Source organism: Citrobacter sp. MGH104, from assembly GCF_001034485.1.
In the GTDB taxonomy this organism is placed as follows: Bacteria; Pseudomonadota; Gammaproteobacteria; order Enterobacterales; family Enterobacteriaceae; genus Citrobacter; species Citrobacter freundii.
Window position 1 is genome coordinate 1,137,396 of the sequence record NZ_KQ089818.1, and the last position, 20,940, is coordinate 1,158,335.

A 20,940-nucleotide genomic window follows, 5' to 3' on the forward strand; every position below is an offset into this window, starting at 1 on the left:
CAAAACCTGGTAAAAATGGAGATGCCTATGACCACCGCCTTCTTTGTCGCTGCCGACTGGCTTGCCGAACACATTGACGACCCGGAAATACAAATTCTTGATGCCCGAATGGCACCTCCAGGACAGGAAGATCGCGACGTTGGCGAGGAGTATCGTGCGGGCCATATTCCTGGCGCAGTCTTTTTTGATATTGAAGCGCTTTCCGATCATACCTCACCGCTACCGCATATGATGCCGCGCCCGGAAGCTTTTGCCGTTGCGATGCGCGAACTGGGCGTTGATCAAGATAAGCATCTGGTTATCTACGATGACGGTAATCTGTTTTCCGCGCCACGCGCATGGTGGATGCTGCGGACATTTGGCGTCGAAAATGTCTCCATTCTGGCGGGCGGTCTGGCAGGCTGGAAGCGCGATGATCTAATGCTCAAGGAAGGCGATGAGGATTTACCTGAAGGTGAATTTAACGTGGCCTATACGCCTGGCGCTGTTGTGCGTGTTACCGATGTACTGCTGGCCAGTCATGAAAAAACCGCACAGATTGTCGATGCGCGACCGGCTGCGCGTTTTAACGCAGAAGTTGACGAACCTCGCCCGGGCCTGAAGCGTGGTCATGTGCCCGGTGCGCTTAATGTACCGTGGACAGAATTGGTTCGTGACGGCGAGCTGAAAACTACCGACGAACTGGATGCTATTTTCTTCAGCCACGGCGTGAGCTTTGACCGCCCGATTATCGCCAGCTGCGGCTCCGGCGTAACGGCTGCCGTGGTGGTGCTGGCACTTGCCACGCTGGGCGTTTCTAACGTCGCATTGTATGACGGCGCATGGAGCGAGTGGGGTGCTCGCAACGATTTACCGGTAGAACCATCTGAGGCTAAATAAAATCTGATTTATTCATCTTTTTCGTCCACAAAAAAACCGCTCAAATGAGCGGTTTTTTTGTGCTGGTCCGGTTCGCGGCCTTTCCAGCAGGCTATGTCACCATAGCAATGCAAGCGTACATCAGGGGGCAAATAGTCCCTTTTAAGGGAGTGAATGTCAAGTTAATTAGCTGCGAAACTATTCACTATTTGAGGTATTATCTTTTCCGGCCCTTTTCGCCGCCTCGCAAGCGGGCACTGGTTTCAGGAAAGGATGTCCCATGGCCGTATAAGCAAGCGTACATCAGTGCTTGCTATCACGGCATTATCGCCAGTGGTGCTGTCGTGATGCGGTCTTCGCATGGACCGCGCAATGAAGATACGATACTTCTGTATCGTGCTTGTTGTATCTGGTGCATTGTGTCTTCACGGTGATCAGAGTTACTCAGGTAATTCTGCACGCATGACGCTCAGCGCCCAGAGCAAGTAAGCCTGGTAGCCGCCTTTCGGGGCGGCTTTCCTTCACTCAGATAATCCGATTCTGTTTAAAGTCGCGCAGGAAACCGCCCCAGCGACGTTCATAGAACGGTGCGATGTGCTCAGTGATAAAGTGGCTCACGCCCTTCTCACCTTTCCTCACCTGGCAAATATCAATCGGTTCATCACCCGGTAACGTATCCGTTGCAACACTCCCCGTGGCATGAATAATCTCTTCAATATCGCCATCGGCTTCAATGCCAATCAGCAGGTTGGGTTGGGCATCCGGACTTTCTTTGATCGAGCAGAGAAACGCGCGTTTTACCGGCTTAATGGTTTTAAACAGCGTAGTCAGCGAGTCAATCATCTGCGCCGGAGGCTCAGCGACTTCAGAGAGGATCAGCGATTCACCGCCTTCCAGTACTTCCTGGGTGCTGAGCGGATTCCCTTCTTCCCCCATCAGCAGGCTGATTTCACGCGGCATAAATTCTTTGCCGGTCGGCAGTTTCGCGTTGAGAAACAGCGTTTCGCCGAGCGTCATTTCAAACAATGTACGCACCGGCATGACGACAAATGCCTGCTCATCTTCAACCGCCTGCTGAAGAGCTTCCAGGGAGGTGAAGAACGGGATCACGGTCGTGCCGTCTTCTTTTTCCCAGTGCTGAAGATCGAGGGCGCTGTCTTCAACCACCGCCTCGCCTTCTGCGGCTGTACCCGGCACCCAGACGGTAGACTCCAGTAAAGTACGGAAAAATGCCGGACGATGCGCAGGCTCTGTCGCCGCTTGCTCCAGCAGGGTTTCTAATTCGTTTTTCGTTTCGGACATAGAGATCACAAATTATGTATATGGGTTGTAGGCCTGATAAGACGCACAGCGTCGCCATCAGGCAAAATGCCGGGTGGCACTTCGCTTACCCGGCCTACAAAAACACCGTTCAGGCAATCAGCAGATTTGCAATCGTGCGCACACCCAGACCAGTTGCGCCCGCAGACCACTGCTCAACTGGCGCTTTGCGATAGGTTGCAGAGCAGTCGATGTGCAGCCAGCCTTGCTGATAGTTTTCCACGAAATGGGACAGGAAACCCGCCGCGGTGCTAGCACCCGCCGGATAGGCCGCACTGCCGGTATTATTCAGCTCGGCAAAGTTAGACGGCAGCTGGCTACGGTGGAACTCTGCCAACGGCAGACGCCAGAACGGCTCGTTTTCTTGCGCCGCGCTTGCCAGCAGACGGGCAGCCAGTTGATCGTCAAAGCTAAACAGCGCATGGTAATCGTTGCCCAGCGCAGTTTTCGCCGCGCCGGTCAGCGTGGCGGCATCAATGATCAATTCTGGTTTTTGCGCGCTGGCGTCGATCAGGCCATCGGCCAGTACCAGACGCCCTTCGGCATCGGTATTCATCACTTCAACTTTTTTACCGTTGCGATAGTGAATAATATCGCCGAGTTTAAAGGCGTTGCCGCTGATCAGGTTATCCGCGCAGCACAGATACAGCTTCACGCGCTTGTTCAGACCACGGGTGATGGCGAACGCCAGCGCGCCGGTCACCGTTGCCGCGCCGCCCATATCAGACTTCATCGAGTCCATAAATGCGCTTTGCTTGATGCTGTAACCGCCGGAGTCAAAAGTAATTCCCTTACCCACCAGGCAGGCATAAACCGGGGCTTCTTTATCGCCAGTTGGATTGTAATCCAGCGCCAGCAGTACCGGAGGACGTTCGGAGCCACGACCTACGGTATGCAATCCCATGTAGTTCTGCTCGCGCAGATCTTCGCCTTTAGTGATGCGGTAAGAGACGTTATCGCAGGCAACAGAGCACAGCAGGTCTACTGCGCGTTGCGCCAGCTGTTCCGGGCCCAGCTCTTCTGCCGGGGCGTTAATGGTATCGCGCACCCAGTCAATAATTTTCAGGCGGTTATCCAGCTCTTTGCGCTGCGCCTCATCCAGAGCGGCCCACTCAACTTTGCGGGTGCCTTTTGGTCCTTTGTAGCCCTGCCAGAACGCCCAGCTACGTTCGGTATCCCAGCCTTCACCATCCAGTTGGACATGTTTAATACCCAGGCCGTCAATTTTACGGGCGGCGCGCTGGATAAGGCCGAGGTCATCTTTTCCGTTCAGGTGCAGGGTAATGCCATCATTATTAATGCTGTATGTCGCCTTTTCACCCCAGCGGGCATCAGCGGGTTGCGTGGAAAGCGTAATTTTCATGGCTTCTGTCATTTTATTTATCCTTATTTTCGCGCATACAGGAAAACGGGCCACCCGTGGGCAGCCCGTTGACTTATTCGGCTTCGTCCAGCCAGACCAGCAAAATGGCCTCAAGGATTTTTTCGTTCGATGCCTGTGGATCATCATCGAACTCTTCCAGGTCACAGATCCACTGGTGCAGATCGGTGAAACGAACGGTCTTGGGGTCGAGATCGGGGAACGCGTCGTACAGCGCCTCGCCGATTTCACGGCTATCGGTCCACTTCAGTCCCATACTACCCTCTGTTAATGCTCACGTGCATGATTGATTGTGTAACGTGGGATTTCGACCACTAAATCGTCCTCGGTGACACGTGCCTGACAGCTTAAACGGCTCTCCGGCTCCAGTCCCCAGGCTTTATCCAGCATGTCGTCTTCTTCTTCTGTGCTTTCCGGCAAAGAATCAAAACCTTCACGTACGATGCAGTGGCAGGTTGTGCAGGCACAGGATTTTTCACAGGCGTGTTCAATCTCGATACCGTTACGCAGGGCAACGTCAAGAATGGTTTCGCCGGTCTCAGCTTCCAGAACTGCGCCATCGGGACAGAGATCCTGATGAGGCAAAATAACAATCTTTGGCATATTAAACCTCGTCCACGGAATGGCCTTTCAGCGCGCTACGGACGGACTTGTCCATGCGGCGAGCGGCGAATTCCTGGGTTTGTTTGTCTACGTTTTTAATGGCTTGTTCTATCGCGTCAACATCGTCACCCTGTGCAACCTCGCTCAAATGCGCGGCGGCGGTGTCGATAGCCTGACGTTCTGCGGCGCTTAACAGCGCGGCATCAGCGTTCAACGCACCGGATAAACTTTCCAGTACGCGTGCCGCTTCGACTTTCTGTTCTGCCAGCATACGGGCTTTAACGTCCTGCTCGGCAAAACTCATCGAATCCTGAATCATGGAGGCGATTTCACTGTCGGTCAGACCGTAGGACGGTTTAACCTGAATTGAGGACTCAACGCCGGTGGATTTTTCCATGGCGGTGACGCTCAGCAGGCCATCGGCGTCCACCTGGAAGGTCACGCGGATGTGTGCGCCGCCAGCTGGCAATGCCGGGATGCCGCGCAGCGCAAAACGCGCCAGTGAACGGCAGTCCTGCACCAGCTCACGCTCGCCTTGCATTACGTGAATGGACATCGCGGTTTGGCCATCTTTAAAGGTGGTAAAGTCCTGCGCGCGCGCCACCGGAATCGTGGTGTTACGTGGGATCACTTTCTCCACCAGACCGCCCATGGTTTCCAGTCCCAGGGACAGCGGGATAACGTCCAGCAGCAGCATTTCGCTGTCTGGTTTATTTCCGACCAGAATATCTGCCTGGATTGCCGCACCAATAGCGACCACTTTGTCCGGGTCAATAGAAGTCAGCGGCGTACGGCCAAAAAATTCACCGACGCGTTCACGCACCAATGGCACGCGAGTTGAACCACCGACCATCACCACTTCCAGCACATCCTGCGGCTCCACGCCCGCATCTTTCAGCGCGCGACGGCAGGCCAGCAGCGTACGCTTGACCAGTGCGGAAATGAGTTCATTAAAGGTTTCACGGGTGATTTCACCCTGCCATCCCGCCACGTTAACCGTTACAGAATCAGCGTCGCTAAGCGCGATTTTCGCGGCAATCGCGGCATCCAGCAGTTCACGCTGTACGCGGTTATCACTACGATCGGCCACGCCAGCCTGCTCGCGAATATAATCGGCCAGCAGATGGTCAAAATCGTCGCCGCCGAGCGCGGAATCACCGCCGGTCGCCAGCACTTCAAACACGCCGCGGCTCAGGCGCAGAATAGAAATATCAAAAGTACCGCCGCCAAGATCGTAGACCGCAATCACGCCTTCCTGACCGGAGTCCAGACCATAGGCAATCGCAGCTGCGGTCGGTTCGTTCAACAGACGCAATACGTGCAGGCCCGCCAGACGCGCGGCGTCTTTGGTCCCCTGACGCTGTGCATCGTCAAAGTAAGCCGGAACGGTGATTACCACGCCGTCCAGTTCGCCGGACAGTGATTCGGTTGCCCGCGCGGCCAGCGCTTTCAGAATATCCGCGGAGACACGCACCGGATTAAGCAATCCGGCAGCGGTTTCAATCATCGGCAAGCCGTTTTCGCTTGCCTGGAACGTATATGGCAGATGCGGGTAACGCGCCTGGATATCCGCCAGAGAGCGGCCCATCATGCGTTTTACCGAACTGACGGTGTTTGCCGTATCCAGCGCAGCATTGGCGCGGGCATCGTAACCGACAGAATAACCCTGCTGCTGATAGTGAACCACTGACGGCAACAGGTGGCGACCTTCATGGTCTGCCAACGTTTCGGCCTGGCCGCTGCGTACGGTCGCAACCAGGGAGTTGGTGGTGCCTAAATCGATACCTACCGCCAGACGACGCTGGTGCGGCGCGGCGCTCAGACCAGGCTCACTAATTTGTAATAAGGCCATTTTCGCTTCCGGAAATTAAAAATCGAGCAGTTTTTCTTCGAGTTGTTCTGCACTGCTTCGCAGTTTATCGAGAAAACGCAGCTTACGCACGGTATCTGCCGCTGCGTCCCACGTCTCGCTATCCAGCTGTTCCACCATCAGTTGATGACGAACGTTATACATTTCGCTGACGCGTTGCATAAACGCATCTAAACGTTGACTGTCTTTTGCCTGTTCAATTTCGTCCAGCTCTTCCCGCAGCTCCAGTTGTTCCATCAGAAACGCGGTATCGCGCACCGTGTGCTGCTCGCTACGGATGTCAAAGCCGTGTAAAGACAATAAGTATTCGGCGCGCATCAAAGGATGACGCAGCGTTTGCCAGGCCTGGTTGATAGTGGCGGACTGCGAAACCGCAGCAAGTTGTTCCGCCTGGGAACTGCTGGCAAATTTATCAGGATGATACTGACGTTGTAGATCCTGAAAACGTAGGCTCAGCGCCTGAGTATCGAGCTGATAACGGGCCGGTAAGCCAAAGAGGGTGAAGTAGTCCATAACATTCTCAGGGCATCGATTCTCTGTTGTTCACGGGAGCAAAACCAGAGAGTCAGGTAAAACAAACCCCACGCGCAGGCGACCACGGTGGGGTTATCGGTAAGCGCGTTACACGTGGAAGCTTTCGCCGCATCCACATTCGTCTTTCACGTTCGGGTTAGTAAACTTAAACCCTTCGTTCAGACCTTCTTTGACGAAGTCTAACTGCGTACCGTCGAGGAATTGCAGGCTCTTACCGTCGACCACAACTTTAACGCCTTTGTCTTCAAACACGGTATCTTCAGCCGCCGGCTCGTCAACAAATTCCAGTACATAGGCCATACCTGAGCAGCCGGAGGTTCTCACGCCCAGACGCAGACCAAACCCTTTACCGCGGTTTGCCAGGAAGGTATTTACACGCGCTGCTGCACTGTCGCTTAAGGTAATCGACATAATAAAACCTCAACTCTTAATTATTTTGCTTCACGTTTGCTTTTGTAATCCGCAATCGCGGCTTTAATCGCGTCTTCAGCCAGAATAGAGCAGTGAATTTTCACCGGTGGCAGTTCAAGCTCGTCGGCGATATCGGTGTTTTTAATCGCCTGTGCTTCGTCCAGAGATTTCCCTTTTACCCATTCGGTAACCAGAGAGCTGGAAGCAATAGCGGAACCGCAGCCGTAAGTCTTGAAACGCGCGTCTTCAATGATACCTTCATTGTTGACTTTAATCTGCAACTTCATCACGTCGCCACAGGCTGGTGCACCCACCATGCCGCTGCCCACGTTCTCGTCGCTGTTGTCAAAAGAACCCACGTTACGTGGATTCTCATAATGATCGATTACTTTTTCGCTGTAAGCCATGCTGAATTCTCCTTATCGGTACCGATTAGTGATGTGACCATTCAATGCTGTTCAGATCCACGCCCTGTTTGTACATTTCCCACAGCGGAGAAAGGTCACGCAGGCGGCCGATGGAGTTGCGAACCAGATTAATGGCGTAGTCAATCTCTTCTTCGGTAGTGAAACGACCTAAAGAGAAACGAATTGAGCTATGTGCCAGCTCGTCGGTCATCCCCAGCGCGCGCAGCACGTAGGATGGCTCCAGGCTTGCAGAAGTACATGCAGAACCGGAGGATACAGCCAGATCTTTCAGCGCCATAATCAGCGATTCGCCTTCAACATAGTTGAAGCTAACGTTGAGAATGTTCGGTGCGCCCTGCTCGAGATCGCCGTTAAGATACACTTCTTCCATATCTTTCACGCCGTCCCACAGACGGTTACGCAGACTGCGCAGGCGCGCCATCTCGGTTTCCATCTCTTCTTTAGCGATACGGTAAGCTTCACCCATGCCGACGATCTGGTGCACAGGCAGCGTACCGGAACGCATACCGCGCTCGTGACCGCCGCCGTGCATCTGCGCTTCAATACGAATACGCGGTTTACGACGCACGTACAGCGCACCGATACCTTTCGGACCATAGATTTTGTGGCCGGAGAAGGACATCAGATCAACTTTCAGTTGGCTCAGATCGATAGGCAGTTTGCCCACGCTCTGGGTCGCATCAACGTGATAGATGATGCCGCGCGCACGGCACATTTCGCCGATAGTCGCGATATCCTGCACCACGCCGATTTCGTTATTCACGTGCATGATGGACACGAGGATGGTGTCGTCACGCATTGCCGCTTCAAGTTCTTTCAGGTCAATAATGCCGTTACGCTGCGGGGCGAGGTAGGTGACTTCAAATCCTTCGCGCTCCAGCTGACGACAGGTGTCCAGCACGGCTTTGTGTTCGGTTTTGCTGGTGATGATGTGCTTGCCTTTTTTCTGATAAAAGTTGGCTGCACCTTTAATCGCCAGGTTATCGGATTCAGTCGCACCGGAAGTAAAGACGATTTCACGCGGGTCAGCGCCCACGAGGTCAGCAATCTGGTTACGGGCGATATCTACCGCCTCTTCAGCCTGCCAGCCGAAACGGTGTGAACGAGACGCTGGGTTACCAAAGTTTCCGTCCAGGGTCAGACACTGCATCATTTTCTCGGCAACACGCGGGTCCACCGGCGTGGTTGCGGAGTAGTCGAGATAGATCGGTAATTTCATTGCTCTATAAACTCCGTACATCGCTTCAATGCAAGGAATCAGGCAACCGGCTGGATGTACGACCGAGTTAACGGGGTGTGTAACACCCCGGCCTGATTCTAAAATACTTTTATTATGCGCGTAACTTAACGTCGATCGCGTCTTGTGCACGATTAGTGCGTGGAGCGTCATGCGTGTGCTGGCGACCAGACACATCCAGGACTTCCTGATTATTCACCAGTTCGCCCAACGTAATGTTGTTGAGGAAACCGGTCAGACGATCGCTCAGATCGCGCCACAGCGCGTGGGTCAGGCATTTATCGCCGCCCTGACAACCGCCCTTGCCCTGGCAACGGGTCGCATCTACAGACTCGTCCACAGCGCTGATTACTTCACCTACTGCGATGCTGCCGGCATCTTTACCCAGCAGATACCCGCCGCCTGGTCCACGTACGCTGGAAACCAGACCGTTTTTACGCAAACGGGAAAACAGCTGCTCCAGATATGACAGGGAAATTCCCTGACGTTCAGAAATATCAGCCAACGGTACCGGGCCCGTTTCGGAGTTGAGCGCAACGTCCAACATTGCGGTCACGGCATAACGCCCTTTTGATGTCAGTCTCATGTCTTACTTAGCCTCAAACTCGCCCCTGCCCGGGGTTTTTTATTGTAAAATGGGGGTATTGCATAGCAGGGGCAAGTCTGACATTCCCGACTAAATCAGTCAACTATTTACTTGACTAATTTAGTCAGGTATTTAACCTTCAGTGCCATTTTTACTTGCCGGAGGCGTTACGTTTACTTGCCTTTATTCTGTTGCTCAATTGAAGCTAAAATTCCGCGCAAAATGTTCAGCTCCTGGCTCTCAGGACGCGCACGCGTAAACAGACGGCGCAGCTTGTTCATCACCTGTCCCGGATGCCCTTCACGGATAAACCCGGTCGACAGCAGCGTTTGTTCCAGATGACCGTAAAAACGCTCTAAATCATCGACCAGCGGATACTCAGCTTCTTCGTATTCTGCGGTCTTCTCGCTTTCCTGCGTTGCCAGCCAGGCCATGCGCACTTCATAAGAGATGACCTGCACCGCCATCGCCAGGTTCAGCGAACTGTATTCCGGGTTCGCGGCAATAGCGACGTGGTAATGGCACTTCTGCAGTTCTTCATTCGTCAGGCCAACACGTTCACGGCCAAACACCAGCGCTACGGGCGAATTCGTCGCTTCAGAGACGCTTTTTAAACCGCATTCACGCGGATCCAGCATCGGCCACGGTAGTGTACGGGAGCGCGCACTGGTGCCTACTACCAGGCTGCAACCTGCCAGCGCTTCATCAAGAGTATCGACGATCTGCGCGCTGCCGATTACATCACTGGCACCTGCCGCCAGAGCGATGGCCTGAGAGTCCGGTTTAACCAGTGGATTTACCAGCCACAGATTGGTTAAACCCATGGTTTTCATTGCGCGGGCTACAGAGCCCATGTTGCCAGTGTGAGAGGTTTCCACCAGCACGATTCGAATATTTTGCAGCATTGTATTTCTTCGGCTAAAGATTATTCGGGCATATTATCATAAAACGAAGACATATTCCGAACTCGCTGCTATACTCTGCGCCGTTTTCCCGTTCTTTAACATCCAGTGAGAGAGACCGATGCATCCGATGCTGACCATCGCCGTGCGCGCAGCGCGCAAGGCGGGTAATGTAATTGCCAAACACTACGAAACCCCAGACTCTGTAGAAACCAGCCAGAAAGGCAGCAATGATTTCGTGACTAACGTCGATAAAGCCGCCGAAGCGATTATTATCGAAACTATTCGCAAATCTTACCCACAGCACACCATCATCACCGAAGAAAGCGGTGAGCACGCAGGTGAAGATCAGGATGTTCAATGGGTTATCGATCCACTGGATGGTACTACCAACTTCGTAAAACGTCTGCCGCACTTCGCGGTATCTATCGCAGTACGCATTAAAGGCCGTACTGAAGTCGCCGTTGTTTACGATCCAATGCGTAACGAACTGTTCACCGCCACTCGCGGCCAGGGCGCACAGCTGAACGGCTATCGTCTGCGTGGCAGCACCGCCCGCGATCTGGACGGCACCATCATCGCCACCGGTTTCCCGTTCAAAGCGAAGCAGCACGCCGCTTCTTACATGAAAATTCTTGGCAAAATGTTTACCGAGTGCGCTGACTTCCGCCGCACAGGTTCTGCTGCGCTGGATCTGGCTTACGTTGCCGCTGCGCGCGTTGACGGTTACTTCGAAATCGGTCTGAAACCATGGGATTTCGCAGCAGGTGAGCTGATTGCGCGTGAAGCTGGCGCACTGGTTTGCGACTTCACCGGTGGTCATAACTACCTGGCAACCGGCAACATCGTTGCAGGTAACCCGCGCGTTGTTAAAGCCATGCTGGCTAACATGCGTGACGAACTGAGCGATGCGCTGAAGCGCTAAGTCTCTTCGGCGGATGAGACCTCTCATTCGCCGTGCTTTTCCTCGAGCGTTTTTCCTAAATAACGTCCTCTTGCTTTACTTTCCCCTCACGCTTTAACACGATATTTCTTTGTACCCAATGGCAGAACTACCACTGTCTGAAAGCAACAAGGAAGTCACATGACCATCCCGGGCATCCGTCGCAGCGCCAAATATCTCTTTATGTTGTTTATCGTCCTGGCCTGCATTTATTTACTCCCCCGCGTGGCGATCAATACCTTTTATTATCCCGATAATGAAATATACGGCCCAACTCCCACCACTGCTGAATCCGTTTTCTTTACCGCCAAAGACGGTACCCGTTTACACGGCTGGTTTATTCCTTCCGCTACGGGGCCGGCAGAAAACGCCATCGCCACCGTCGTCCATGCCCATGGAAACGTCGGCAATATGTCAGCGCACTGGCCGTTAGTCAGTTGGTTGCCAGAACGCAACGTTAACGTGTTTATGTTTGATTACCGCAGCTTCGGCGAATCAGAGGGCACGCCATCACAAAAAGGCCTGCAGGACGATACGCAAAGCGCAATGGACTATGTGCGGCATCGCGCCGATGTCGACTCTGAGCGACTGGTGCTGCTGGGGCAAAGTCTTGGGGGCAATAATGTATTAGCCGCCGTGGGCAATTGCATGGATTGTGCAAATCAACAACACGGCGATCGCGCGGGCGTGCGAGCCATTATCCTCGATTCAACGTTTTCATCGTACTCTGCCATTGCCAACCACATGATCCCAGGGAGCGGATTTTTACTCGACGATCGCTATAGTGCAGATCGTAATATCAGCAGCATTGCGCCGATCCCGTTACTGCTGATCCACGGTACGGCAGATCACGTCATTCCATGGCAACAGAGTGAAAAACTGTTTTCCCAGGCGCGTGAACCCAAACAGCTAATCATTATTCCCGAAGGAGAACATATTGATGCGTTCTCTGGCCGCCACGGCGATGATTATCGTGACGCAGCGATAGATTTTATTCGTAAAGCAGTGACGCAATAACAATTACGCTACGGATGGGGATTTAAAACGGTCTTATCCCTCGCCCTACCGGCACCGCGCTCATCCACATCACTACCGCAGCAACAATAAGCACCGCACCACCGGCTAACGCCAGCGTCGTCCAGCCAATCTGTCGCCACAGCACCGGCGCTTTATGCCCGCTAATTTTCACCGCCAATGAGCGAAAGCTATGTACCAGCAAAGCCAGTGACGTAATCGTCAAAGAGGTTCCTGCCGCCATCGCCAACGCCGACGCCATACCCCAGCTAAAGACGCCAACCACTTTACTGAACAGCAGCACCATAATTGCGCCAGAGCAGGGACGCATGCCCATAGAGAGAATAATCATCAACCGGGCGCGCCAGTCATCGCCGCTTTGCAGTTGTTCCGGGTTGGGCAAATGCTGATGCCTGCAGCCGCAGCCCTCGTGATGCACATGGTGCGGCGTAAAGGCGGTGAATTTCGGGCGCATCAGCAGCTGGCGCAATTTCTTCAGCGCACGGACACACAATAAAACGCCCAACATGCCAACCAGCGCATAACTTCCTTTCTCCAGCCAGAAACTGCTCATATGCAGCTGTCGGGCAGGCAGTTGCAGCACCGTGAGCACTACAACCACCAGTCCTATTGCCACCAGCCCCTGCAATAGGGAAGACGCCAGCGTCAGCCCAATGCTCGACTTGAGCTTCGACGGATGCGTCGCAAGCCAGGTCGTGATGACGATTTTGCCGTGCCCCGGCCCCAATGCGTGCAATACCCCATAAATAAAGCTAAACAACAGCAGAGATCCGCCCGCACGTGTGGGGTTCGCGGCAACCGCTTTCAGCAACCCGCTCATCTGCTGGTTAACGTCGCGCTGCCAGACGACACTGTGCATCATTACCTGAGGCCAGGCTTGCCACAACCACAGCCCCCCGCCTGTCGCCAGCAACAAAAAGACCGCCAGCGGCCATAGCGTGAGCCAACGGCGTCTGGCTGCGAGTTGTTGATAAACTACTGACATTGCAGCGTCACCGTCTGTGCAAACTGTTTACCCAACTCCATATCCTCCGGCGGTGCGTCTTCTTTATCCAGCGACTGCGCAAAACTTAACATGTGTTCATTCGGCGTCGGCGTATGCATTGAAATATGGCATTGCTGGCTTATGGTCTGCGAAAGTCGGGCGTCGCTGTCTTTGTCATAGCTCATATCGACGTAGTAGGTCGGATCGAAGGTTGAAATAGTATATTTTTGACCGCTCAGTGGTTGAGCTTCGGCCAGCGGCAGAACGAACGTCAGCACCGCCTGGTGTTCTTCACGCGCCATGCCATATTCCGTCGGTCTGTTTTTAAACTTTACCTTTTTCCCATCGTGCCACACTTCGGTGAAATAGTGCTGCCCGAGAACGTTGGCCATCACTTCCGCCGCCAGTTTTTTCCAAATTTCATCACCAGGTTTAGCATTCCCCGCGTCGTAAAGCAGATCCGCCGACGTGATTTCATCCATCGTCCAGCGCATTTTTAGCGCGACGAACCGATCATTTTCGCTCACAACTTCGGTTTTCAGATGAATAAAGCTGTGGGGATGCGCACCTGCGCCAAAAGACAGGACAGCGAGAAACAACGTCATAAAGATACGTTTAACGCCTTGCATGAGTTCTCCACGATAAAAATCAACACCGCCACAAATAATGATGCCGTATTTGGCGCAAGTGTGCCGAGGATATCATTGAACGAAAAAAAGTTGAGCACCCTTTTCCGGTATCGATTCAGTTCTCAATTTCGATAATTTCTTCTTCGGGAAATTCCACCCAAACACCTTTTCGGCGTCAAATCTTAAGTAAAATGATAATAAAATGTTAATTAATAGTTTCATTTTAATGTTTTATTAACACTTAATTTGAACACTTGAATCTAAAACCATGTTAATTTAACCAATTGTTAACTATTTTGTTTCCATAAATTCACAATAGTGGGCATATATCACATTCTCCAAACTTATGATTCATTCCCTCTTCCATTCGTTGTTAACTTCACGCCGTGACATGTCCTGCCCCCTACGAAAGGTACAACTATGAAATTCAAACTCGCATTACTCAGTGCAACCCTGGTTTCTGCATGCATGTTGTCCGGCACGTCCTTTGCGGCGGAAAAATATGAAATTGCTGTGGTTGCAAAGGTCACCGGTATTCCCTGGTTTAACCGCATGGAAACCGGCGTTAACGAAGCAGCAAAAAAACTGGATGTGAACGCTTACCAGACCGGTCCATCTACGCCGGATCCGGCACAGCAGGTCAAAGTGATTGAGGATCTGATCGCCAAAAACGTCAACGCAATCATCGTGGTACCGAACGATGCCAAGGTTCTTGAGCCAGTACTGAAAAAAGCGCGCGATAAAGGCATTGTGGTCCTGACGCACGAATCCCCGGACGAGCAAATCGGTCAGTGGGATATCGAAACCATCGATAGTGAAAAATACGCACAAGCCAACGTCGATGAGTTAGCGAAAAATATGGGCGGCAAAGGCGGGTATGCAATCTATGTTGGTTCGCTGACGGTCCCACTGCATAACGCGTGGGCGGATTATGCAATTAAGTACCAGAAAGAAAAATATCCGGAAATGTTCGAGGTCACTTCACGCCTGCCGGTCGCGGAAAGCATTGATAAATCCTACGCCACAACGCTGGATCTGATGAAAACCTATCCGCAGATGAAGGGCATTATCGGCTTCGGCTCACTGGGTCCAATTGGTGCTGGTCAGGCTGTGCAGAAAAAACGCGCCAAAGATAAAATTGCCGTTGTCGGGATCGCCATGCCAGCGCAGGCTGCGCCTTACCTGATGCGTGGAGATATCAAAAAAGCGCTGCTGTGGGATCCAAAAGATGCGGGCTATGCGCTGGTAACGGTTGCCGATCAGCTGTTGCAGGGCAAAGAAGTCAATGCAGATCTGAGTATCGACGGTTTAGGGAAAGCCGATATCGACACGGAGAAGAAAGTGATCCGCTTTAACAAGATCCTCGAAGTCACCAAAGACAACGCACAATCACTTGGTTTCTAAGGCTTTAGCCAACACCAGGGAACCTTAACGCCGACCGTCTGGTCGGCGCTATCAACCAAACTAACACTCAGCGTCCGTCAGGGCGCTCGCAGGGGTATTGTCCATGGCAGACACCACCGCATTTATCACTCTTGAGAATATCAGCAAACAATTCCCGGGCGTGCTGGCGCTGGATAACGTGAATCTGACGCTGAGAAAAGGCGAAGTTCACTGTCTGGCGGGTCAAAACGGCTGTGGTAAAAGTACCATTATTAAAGTGATCTCCGGGGTTTATCACCCGGAAAAAGGCGCGCAGATTTTACTCGACGGAAAATTGTTCCATCACCTGACGCCGCAGCTCTCTTCCCATTATGGCATTCAGGTTATTTATCAGGACCTGTCGCTGTTCCCCAACTTTAGCGTCGCAGAAAATATCGCGGTCAACCGCTATCTGCCGGGCGGTGATATCTGGGTGCGTCGTGGTGCTATGAAACAGCAGGCGCTGGCAGCCATGAAACGTATCGGAGTGAATATCGATCCCGATAAAAAAGTAGAAAAACTCTCGATTGCCGACCGACAGCTGGTCGCTATTTGCCGGGCAATTGCCGCAGATGCGCGTCTGGTGATTATGGACGAGCCCACCGCCTCGCTAACCCGCCAGGAGGTCAATGGCCTGCTGAAGGTGGTTAACGAACTGAAAGCAGCCGGCATTTGCGTGGTGTTTGTCAGCCATCGTCTGGATGAAGTGATGGAAGTGGCAGACCGTATCAGCGTCATGCGCGACGGCAAACTGGTGGGCACATATCCTGCCAGCGAACTGGACAGTCACGAGCTGGCTTTCCTGATGACCGGACAACGCTTCCACTACAGCCCGTTGCCGGAGAAATCATTCGACGATCGAGAACCCCTGCTGGAGCTGCGCAACCTCAGCCGCAGAGGCAAATACCAGAACATTAATCTGTCGCTACATGGCGGCGAGATTGTCTCGATTGTCGGCCTGTTGGGCGCCGGGCGTACCGAACTTTGCCTCAGTTTGTTCGGCATGACCCAGCCGGAAAGCGGCGAGATGCGTATTAACGGTCAGCCGGTCACGCTTCGTAATAACCACGACGCCATTAAGCATGGGATCGGCTACGTCTCAGAAGATCGCCTGACGCAGGGGCTGATCATGGAGCAGTCGATTTACGACAACACCATCGTCACGGTGTTTGATCAACTGCACACCGGTAGCGGCTTGCTCGATCATAGTAAAGCGCAAAAGCTGGTCGCCGATTTAATCCGCGAACTGAATATCAAAGTGTCCGATCCGCACCTGCCGGTCAAAACCCTTTCCGGCGGCAATGCCCAGCGTATCGCCATTGCCAAATGGGTGGCGACCAATCCCCGCATCCTGATCCTCGACTCGCCTACCGTCGGCGTGGATATCGCCAACAAAGAGGGCATTTACCAGATAGCCCGCGATTTGGCGGAACAAGGTATGGCGGTGCTGATGATTTGCGATGAAATTCCAGAAGCATATTACAACAGCCACCGCGTGCTGGTGATGCGTCGCGGCAGACTGGTGGCGGAATTTAATCCTCATCACTGCCGTGAAGAGGAGATTGCTGAAGTGGTCGAGGTAATCAATGAATAAGATGCATCTGTCCCGTTTAATCGGGCAACATGAATTCTGGTTGGGCCTGCTGGTCGTGGCGCTGGCGGTTGGGCTAAGTGTCAGCACCGATGAGTTCCTCTCGCTCGGCAATCTGACAGATGTGGCCACCAGCTACGCGATTCTCGGCATTCTTGCCTGCGGGTTGTTTGTGGTGTTGATTTCCGGCGGGATCGATATCTCATTTCCGGCGATGACCGCGATTGCCCAGTATGCGATGGCCAGTTGGGTGATCGGCCACGGCGGTAACTTCGCTCTGGCGTTAACCATTGCGATTGCGGTGGGCCTGCTGCTTGGGCTCATTAATGGCTTCCTGGTCTACTGGCTGCGCGTTCCGGCAATCATCATTACCATCGCCACGCTGAACGTCTACTACGGCCTTCTGGTTTACGCCACCAAAGGCACCTGGCTGTACGGTTTCCCTGACTGGTTTATGAACGGCATTAACTGGTTCTCCTTCACCGCGGCAGATGGCTACGACTACGGCCTCACCCTGCCCCTGCTGTGCCTGGCGGCGGTGATCGTCTTTACCGCAGTGCTGATGAACTATACACGTCTTGGCCGTCAGGTTTACGCCATGGGCGGCAACCGCGACGCGGCCTCACGCCTGGGGCTGAATCTGCTGAAGCTGCATTTCTACGTCTATGGCTATATGGGCATTCTGGCAGGTGTTGCCGCCGTGGTTCAGGCGCAAATCACCCAGTCAGTTGCACCCAATTCGCTGCTCGGCTTTGAGCTGACGGTGCTGGCGGCGGTCGTACTCGGCGGAACCAGCATGAGCGGCGGGCGCGGTACGTTGACCGGAACCCTGCTCGGCGTTGTCTTGCTCGCCTTCTTACAAAATGGTCTGACGCTACTCAGCGTCTCCTCTTACTGGCACACCGTATTCAGCGGCGCCATTATCCTGGTCAGCATCAGTGCCACGGCCTGGAACGAAAAACGCAAACTGGCAAGGGAGCTTTGAGATGAAAACAATCGCCAGATTTTTACCCGGTGATGCCATCATTCGTCTGCAATGCGTCATTATTGTGGTCGTCGCCCTGGTTTTCTCAGCCCTGCTCGGCAGCCGTTTTTTTAGCGTCGCTAACTTCCAGTCGATAGGCTCACAGTTACCGATCCTCGGTATGCTGGCCCTCGGGATGGGTATGACCATGCTGACCGGCGGCATTAACCTGTCAATTATTGCCGGGGCGAACGCCTGCTCGCTGGTAATGGCAGCGATTATCGTTACCCATCCGGATAACCCGCTGTTTCTGGTGCTGGCGCTGCTGGCAGGTGCAGCCGTGGCGGTGGCTATCGGTACGCTCAACGGCGCGCTGATTGCCTGGGTCGGCGTCTCACCGATTCTCGCCACCCTCGGCACGATGACACTTATCTCCGGGCTGAATATTCTGCTCTCCAACGGGACGGTGATTTCGGGTTTCCCGACCGCCATTCAGTACCTTGGCAACGCCACGATTGCGGGTATTCCGGTGGCGCTGTTGCTCTTTTTCCTGGTGGCAATCCTGCTATGGGTACTGCTGGAGCACACCACGCTGGGGCGCAGTCTTTATCTCGTCGGCTCCAATGAACAGGCTACCCGCTACAGTGGTGTTAATACCGTACGGGTACAAATTTCCGTGTACGTGATTTCAGCCCTGCTCGGCTGGGTCGCCGCCATTCTGATGATGGCGAAATTCAACTCGGCAAAAGCCGGATACGGTGAGTCCTACCTGCTGGTCACCATCCTTGCCTCCGTACTCGGCGGCATCAATCCGGATGGCGGCTTCGGACGCATTATCGGCCTGGTCCTGGCGCTGATTGTGCTGCAAATGCTGGAAAGCGGCCTTAACTTGCTGGGGGTCAGCAGCTATCTGACGATGGCGCTGTGGGGCGCGGTGCTGATCCTCTTTATCGCATTACAGAATCGTAAAGCCTGATTTCAGGAGAAAAAATTATGGCAAGTTACTTTATTGGTGTGGATGTCGGAACCGGAAGCGCCCGTGCTGGCGTGTTTGATCTCAACGGCAGAATGGTCGGCCAGGCCAGTCGGGCCATCGAGATTTACCGCCCGCAGGCCGATTTTGTTGAGCAGTCTTCCGATAACATCTGGCAGGCAGTGTGTAACGCGGTTCGCGATGCGATTAACCAGTCGGATATCAACCCTATCCAGGTGAAAGGTCTGGGCTTTGACGCGACCTGTTCACTGGTGGTGTTGGATAAAGAAGGTAAACCGCTGACCATTAGTCCGTCCGGGCGCAGCGAACAGAATATCATTGTGTGGATGGATCACCGCGCCATTACTCAGGCTGAGCGCATTAACGCCCTGCATCATCGGGTGCTGGACTACGTTGGCGGTATTATCTCCCCGGAAATGCAAACGCCCAAACTGCTGTGGTTGAAGCAACATATGCCCAACACCTGGGCCAATGCGGGATACTACTTTGACCTGCCCGATTTCCTGACCTGGCGCGCAACGGGCGATGACACGCGCTCACTGTGCTCGACGGTGTGTAAATGGACCTATATGGGCCATGAAGACAAATGGGATGCCAGCTATTTCCGCCAGATTGGGCTGGAAGACTTGCTGGAACATGATGCTGCCAAAATTGGTCGCTACGTGAAAACCATGGGCGAACCGCTCGGTCATGGTCTTTCTCCGCGCGCCGCCAGCGAAATGGGGCTGATTCCGGGGACCGCTGTCAGCGTCTCGATCATCGATGCCCACGCCGGTACGCTCGGCACGCTCGGCGCGAGCGGTGTCTCTGGCGAGGTGGCGGATTTTGACCGCCGCGTCGCGCTGATTGGCGGCACCTCTACCGGACACATGGCGATTTCCAAAGAGCCGCGTTTTATCGGCGGTGTTTGGGGGCCTTACTACTCAGCAGTGCTGCCAGAATACTGGCTTAACGAAGGTGGACAGTCGGCAACCGGGGCGTTAATCGACCACGTTATTCAGTCGCATCCTTGTTACGAAACCTTGTTGACCCAGGCGAAATCTCAAGGGCAGACCATTTATGAAGTGTTGAATGCGCTGCTGCGTAAAATGGCCGGTGAGCCGGAAGATATCGCATTTTTAACCCGCGATATGCACATCCTGCCCTATTTCCACGGCAACCGTTCACCGCGCGCCAACCCAACGCTCACAGGCGCTATCACCGGACTGAAGCTGTCGCGCACGCCGGAAGATATGGCGTTACAGTACCTCGCGACCATCCAGTCCATTGCGCTGGGAACCCGTCATATCATTGAAACGATGAATCAAAGCGGCTACACCATCGATACCATTATGGCCAGCGGCGGCGGGACGAAAAACCCGATCTTCGTTCAGGAGCATGCCAACGCCACCGGCTGTGCGATGCTGCTGCCTGAAGAGAGCGAAGCCATGCTGCTGGGTGGCGCCATGATGGGGACTATCGCCGCGGGCGTATTCGATACCTTCCCGGAAGCAATGTCGGCGATGAGCCGGATTGGTAAAACGGTCACCCCGCAGACCAACCGCATTAAGCAGTACTACGATCGCAAATATCGGGTATTCCACGAGATGTATCAGGATCATATGAAATACCGCCAGTTGATGCAGGAGGACGCATGAGTAACTCCTGGTCTCAGGCCAGCGGCGTATTCCAGCTCTATAGCGATGCCCTGGCGGGTCTGGGGCAGCATCTGACTGAACCTGTCTGGCAGTCGCTGATGGCGGAGCTGCGCGGTTGTCAGGGCAAAATCGTCGTCACCGGCGTCGGTACCTCTGGCATTGCAGCGCGTAAAGTCGCACATATGCTTGCCTGCGTGGAACGTCCGGCGATTTACCTCAACGCGACGGACGCAGCACATGGCGATCTCGGTTTTTTACGCGCCGACGACCTGGTGATTATGCTGTCACGCGGGGGGAATTCGGACGAGCTCACCCGGCTGCTGCCCGGACTGGCTGCGAGGAATGTGCCCATCCTGAGCGTGACTGAAAACGCCGATTCGGCCATCGCTAAAGCATCGAAGCTAGTGATTTCCACTGGCGTTCAGCGAGAGGCCGACCCGCTGAACATGTTAGCCACCACCTCCATTTTACTGGTGCTTGCTATCTTTGACGCCGCCTGTGCCTGTCTGATGAGCGAGAGCGGCTACTCAAAGGAAACGCTGCTGGCGGTACATCCGGGCGGCGATGTGGGATTAACGTTGAGTCGTGAGAAGTAACGCCAGACAGCTGT

The 20,940-nt window shown here is 53.8% G+C and carries 23 protein-coding genes; 10 read left to right on the plus strand and 13 right to left on the minus strand.

Annotated features, from left to right (window positions below; all coding sequences use genetic code 11):
* Nucleotides 1–27 precede the first annotated feature (27 nt).
* Nucleotides 28–879 carry a 3-mercaptopyruvate sulfurtransferase gene (gene sseA / locus SK34_RS05305; protein WP_048232544.1) on the plus strand — a complete coding sequence of 284 codons (852 nt, stop codon included), beginning with the start codon at nt 28–30 and terminating at the stop codon, nt 877–879.
* 351 nt (nt 880–1,230) lie between these two features.
* Nucleotides 1,231–1,347, plus strand: coding sequence for a small toxic inner membrane protein TimP (gene timP, locus SK34_RS25090; protein WP_242670821.1), 117 nt, complete (start codon nt 1,231–1,233; stop codon nt 1,345–1,347).
* Nucleotides 1,348–1,383: 36 nt separating this feature from the next.
* Here timP and sseB read toward each other — a convergent pair whose 3' ends face one another.
* The 11 genes from sseB to trmJ all read right to left on the minus strand — a co-directional run bounded on the left by sseB (nt 1,384) and on the right by trmJ (nt 10,133).
* Entirely contained in the window at nt 1,384–2,160 is a 777-nt protein-coding gene (sseB, locus tag SK34_RS05310; protein WP_032937889.1) for an enhanced serine sensitivity protein SseB, read from the minus strand.
* A 109-nt stretch (nt 2,161–2,269) separates the two neighbouring features.
* Nucleotides 2,270–3,553, minus strand: coding sequence for an aminopeptidase PepB (gene pepB / locus SK34_RS05315; RefSeq protein ID WP_003037696.1), 1,284 nt, complete (start codon nt 3,551–3,553; stop codon nt 2,270–2,272).
* A 61-nt stretch (nt 3,554–3,614) separates the two neighbouring features.
* The gene (iscX, locus tag SK34_RS05320) at nt 3,615–3,815 is read right to left on the minus strand and encodes a Fe-S cluster assembly protein IscX (RefSeq protein WP_003037694.1); all 201 of its coding nucleotides are present in this window, start codon (nt 3,813–3,815) and stop codon (nt 3,615–3,617) included.
* An 11-nt stretch (nt 3,816–3,826) separates the two neighbouring features.
* The gene (fdx, locus tag SK34_RS05325) at nt 3,827–4,162 is read right to left on the minus strand and encodes an ISC system 2Fe-2S type ferredoxin (protein WP_003037690.1); all 336 of its coding nucleotides are present in this window, start codon (nt 4,160–4,162) and stop codon (nt 3,827–3,829) included.
* Nucleotide 4,163: 1 nt separating this feature from the next.
* Nucleotides 4,164–6,014: a Fe-S protein assembly chaperone HscA gene (gene hscA / locus SK34_RS05330; protein WP_003838439.1), complete on the minus strand. Its 1,851-nt coding sequence runs from the start codon at nt 6,012–6,014 to the stop codon at nt 4,164–4,166.
* 15 nt (nt 6,015–6,029) lie between these two features.
* Nucleotides 6,030–6,545, minus strand: coding sequence for a co-chaperone HscB (gene hscB / locus SK34_RS05335; RefSeq protein ID WP_003037683.1), 516 nt, complete (start codon nt 6,543–6,545; stop codon nt 6,030–6,032).
* A gap of 108 nt (nt 6,546–6,653) precedes the next feature.
* Nucleotides 6,654–6,977, minus strand: coding sequence for an iron-sulfur cluster assembly protein IscA (gene iscA, locus SK34_RS05340; RefSeq protein WP_003037681.1), 324 nt, complete (start codon nt 6,975–6,977; stop codon nt 6,654–6,656).
* Between the two features lie 20 nt (nt 6,978–6,997).
* Nucleotides 6,998–7,384, minus strand: a complete 387-nt coding sequence (iscU, locus tag SK34_RS05345) for a Fe-S cluster assembly scaffold IscU (RefSeq protein ID WP_002913991.1) — start codon at nt 7,382–7,384, stop codon at nt 6,998–7,000.
* Between the two features lie 25 nt (nt 7,385–7,409).
* Entirely contained in the window at nt 7,410–8,624 is a 1,215-nt protein-coding gene (gene iscS, locus SK34_RS05350; protein WP_003838433.1) for a cysteine desulfurase, read from the minus strand.
* Nucleotides 8,625–8,736: 112 nt separating this feature from the next.
* The gene (gene iscR, locus SK34_RS05355) at nt 8,737–9,228 is read right to left on the minus strand and encodes a Fe-S cluster assembly transcriptional regulator IscR (RefSeq protein ID WP_003037674.1); all 492 of its coding nucleotides are present in this window, start codon (nt 9,226–9,228) and stop codon (nt 8,737–8,739) included.
* A gap of 173 nt (nt 9,229–9,401) precedes the next feature.
* A complete protein-coding gene (trmJ, locus tag SK34_RS05360) occupies nt 9,402–10,133 on the minus strand; it encodes a tRNA (cytosine(32)/uridine(32)-2'-O)-methyltransferase TrmJ (protein WP_003838431.1) in 732 nt (243 codons plus the stop codon).
* 118 nt (nt 10,134–10,251) lie between these two features.
* On the opposite strand from trmJ, the gene suhB reads away from it, so the two are divergent.
* Both suhB and SK34_RS05370 read left to right on the plus strand, forming a co-directional pair.
* Nucleotides 10,252–11,055, plus strand: coding sequence for an inositol-1-monophosphatase (suhB, locus tag SK34_RS05365; protein WP_003037670.1), 804 nt, complete (start codon nt 10,252–10,254; stop codon nt 11,053–11,055).
* 159 nt (nt 11,056–11,214) lie between these two features.
* Entirely contained in the window at nt 11,215–12,090 is an 876-nt protein-coding gene (locus tag SK34_RS05370) for an alpha/beta hydrolase (RefSeq protein ID WP_032937895.1), read from the plus strand.
* Between the two features lie 22 nt (nt 12,091–12,112).
* Here the strand turns inward: SK34_RS05370 and SK34_RS05375 are convergent, their stop codons facing one another.
* A complete protein-coding gene (locus SK34_RS05375; protein ID WP_048232547.1) occupies nt 12,113–13,093 on the minus strand; it encodes a nickel/cobalt transporter in 981 nt (326 codons plus the stop codon).
* Nucleotides 13,084–13,722 (minus strand): DUF1007 family protein, encoded by a 639-nt coding sequence (locus SK34_RS05380; protein ID WP_003847101.1) that lies wholly within the window; start codon nt 13,720–13,722, stop codon nt 13,084–13,086. The genes SK34_RS05375 and SK34_RS05380 overlap by 10 nt, the downstream gene beginning before the upstream one ends.
* Nucleotides 13,723–14,142: 420 nt before the next feature.
* On the opposite strand from SK34_RS05380, the gene SK34_RS05385 reads away from it, so the two are divergent.
* The 6 genes from SK34_RS05385 (at nt 14,143) to SK34_RS05410 (ending at nt 20,926) form a co-directional block, all read left to right on the plus strand.
* On the plus strand, nt 14,143–15,126 hold the full coding sequence (locus tag SK34_RS05385; protein ID WP_003037665.1) for an autoinducer 2 ABC transporter substrate-binding protein: 984 nt from the start codon (nt 14,143–14,145) through the stop codon (nt 15,124–15,126).
* Between the two features lie 103 nt (nt 15,127–15,229).
* Complete coding sequence (locus SK34_RS05390) at nt 15,230–16,738, plus strand: sugar ABC transporter ATP-binding protein (protein WP_044714634.1); 1,509 nt, start codon at nt 15,230–15,232, stop codon at nt 16,736–16,738.
* Nucleotides 16,731–17,720 carry an ABC transporter permease gene (locus SK34_RS05395; protein ID WP_003037661.1) on the plus strand — a complete coding sequence of 330 codons (990 nt, stop codon included), beginning with the start codon at nt 16,731–16,733 and terminating at the stop codon, nt 17,718–17,720. Before SK34_RS05390 ends, SK34_RS05395 begins: the two co-directional genes overlap by 8 nt.
* A gap of 1 nt (nt 17,721) precedes the next feature.
* Nucleotides 17,722–18,675 (plus strand): ABC transporter permease, encoded by a 954-nt coding sequence (locus tag SK34_RS05400; protein ID WP_003037658.1) that lies wholly within the window; start codon nt 17,722–17,724, stop codon nt 18,673–18,675.
* A 17-nt stretch (nt 18,676–18,692) separates the two neighbouring features.
* Complete coding sequence (locus SK34_RS05405; RefSeq protein WP_048232549.1) at nt 18,693–20,330, plus strand: FGGY-family carbohydrate kinase; 1,638 nt, start codon at nt 18,693–18,695, stop codon at nt 20,328–20,330.
* Nucleotides 20,327–20,926 carry a KpsF/GutQ family sugar-phosphate isomerase gene (locus SK34_RS05410; protein ID WP_003838425.1) on the plus strand — a complete coding sequence of 200 codons (600 nt, stop codon included), beginning with the start codon at nt 20,327–20,329 and terminating at the stop codon, nt 20,924–20,926. Before SK34_RS05405 ends, SK34_RS05410 begins: the two co-directional genes overlap by 4 nt.
* The last annotated feature ends 14 nt before the right edge of the window (nt 20,927–20,940 follow it).

Excerpts from the sequence above, each read along its gene's own strand:
- sseA (WP_048232544.1), top strand. The coding sequence starts at position 28 with ATGACCACCGCCTTCTTTGTCGCTGCCGACTGGCTTGCCGAACACATT.
- iscX (WP_003037694.1), bottom strand. The coding sequence starts at position 3,815 with ATGGGACTGAAGTGGACCGATAGCCGTGAAATCGGCGAGGCGCTGTAC.
- iscU (WP_002913991.1), bottom strand. The coding sequence starts at position 7,384 with ATGGCTTACAGCGAAAAAGTAATCGATCATTATGAGAATCCACGTAAC.
- SK34_RS05375 (WP_048232547.1), bottom strand. The coding sequence starts at position 13,093 with ATGTCAGTAGTTTATCAACAACTCGCAGCCAGACGCCGTTGGCTCACG.
- hscA (WP_003838439.1), bottom strand. The coding sequence starts at position 6,014 with ATGGCCTTATTACAAATTAGTGAGCCTGGTCTGAGCGCCGCGCCGCAC.
- SK34_RS05405 (WP_048232549.1), top strand. The coding sequence starts at position 18,693 with ATGGCAAGTTACTTTATTGGTGTGGATGTCGGAACCGGAAGCGCCCGT.
- pepB (WP_003037696.1), bottom strand. The coding sequence starts at position 3,553 with ATGACAGAAGCCATGAAAATTACGCTTTCCACGCAACCCGCTGATGCC.
- fdx (WP_003037690.1), bottom strand. The coding sequence starts at position 4,162 with ATGCCAAAGATTGTTATTTTGCCTCATCAGGATCTCTGTCCCGATGGC.
- SK34_RS05385 (WP_003037665.1), top strand. The coding sequence starts at position 14,143 with ATGAAATTCAAACTCGCATTACTCAGTGCAACCCTGGTTTCTGCATGC.
- SK34_RS05380 (WP_003847101.1), bottom strand. The coding sequence starts at position 13,722 with ATGCAAGGCGTTAAACGTATCTTTATGACGTTGTTTCTCGCTGTCCTG.
- hscB (WP_003037683.1), bottom strand. The coding sequence starts at position 6,545 with ATGGACTACTTCACCCTCTTTGGCTTACCGGCCCGTTATCAGCTCGAT.
- SK34_RS05370 (WP_032937895.1), top strand. The coding sequence starts at position 11,215 with ATGACCATCCCGGGCATCCGTCGCAGCGCCAAATATCTCTTTATGTTG.
- timP (WP_242670821.1), top strand. The coding sequence starts at position 1,231 with ATGAAGATACGATACTTCTGTATCGTGCTTGTTGTATCTGGTGCATTG.
- suhB (WP_003037670.1), top strand. The coding sequence starts at position 10,252 with ATGCATCCGATGCTGACCATCGCCGTGCGCGCAGCGCGCAAGGCGGGT.
- iscA (WP_003037681.1), bottom strand. The coding sequence starts at position 6,977 with ATGTCGATTACCTTAAGCGACAGTGCAGCAGCGCGTGTAAATACCTTC.
- SK34_RS05390 (WP_044714634.1), top strand. The coding sequence starts at position 15,230 with ATGGCAGACACCACCGCATTTATCACTCTTGAGAATATCAGCAAACAA.
- SK34_RS05410 (WP_003838425.1), top strand. The coding sequence starts at position 20,327 with ATGAGTAACTCCTGGTCTCAGGCCAGCGGCGTATTCCAGCTCTATAGC.
- sseB (WP_032937889.1), bottom strand. The coding sequence starts at position 2,160 with ATGTCCGAAACGAAAAACGAATTAGAAACCCTGCTGGAGCAAGCGGCG.
- trmJ (WP_003838431.1), bottom strand. The coding sequence starts at position 10,133 with ATGCTGCAAAATATTCGAATCGTGCTGGTGGAAACCTCTCACACTGGC.
- iscS (WP_003838433.1), bottom strand. The coding sequence starts at position 8,624 with ATGAAATTACCGATCTATCTCGACTACTCCGCAACCACGCCGGTGGAC.
- SK34_RS05400 (WP_003037658.1), top strand. The coding sequence starts at position 17,722 with ATGAAAACAATCGCCAGATTTTTACCCGGTGATGCCATCATTCGTCTG.
- SK34_RS05395 (WP_003037661.1), top strand. The coding sequence starts at position 16,731 with ATGAATAAGATGCATCTGTCCCGTTTAATCGGGCAACATGAATTCTGG.
- iscR (WP_003037674.1), bottom strand. The coding sequence starts at position 9,228 with ATGAGACTGACATCAAAAGGGCGTTATGCCGTGACCGCAATGTTGGAC.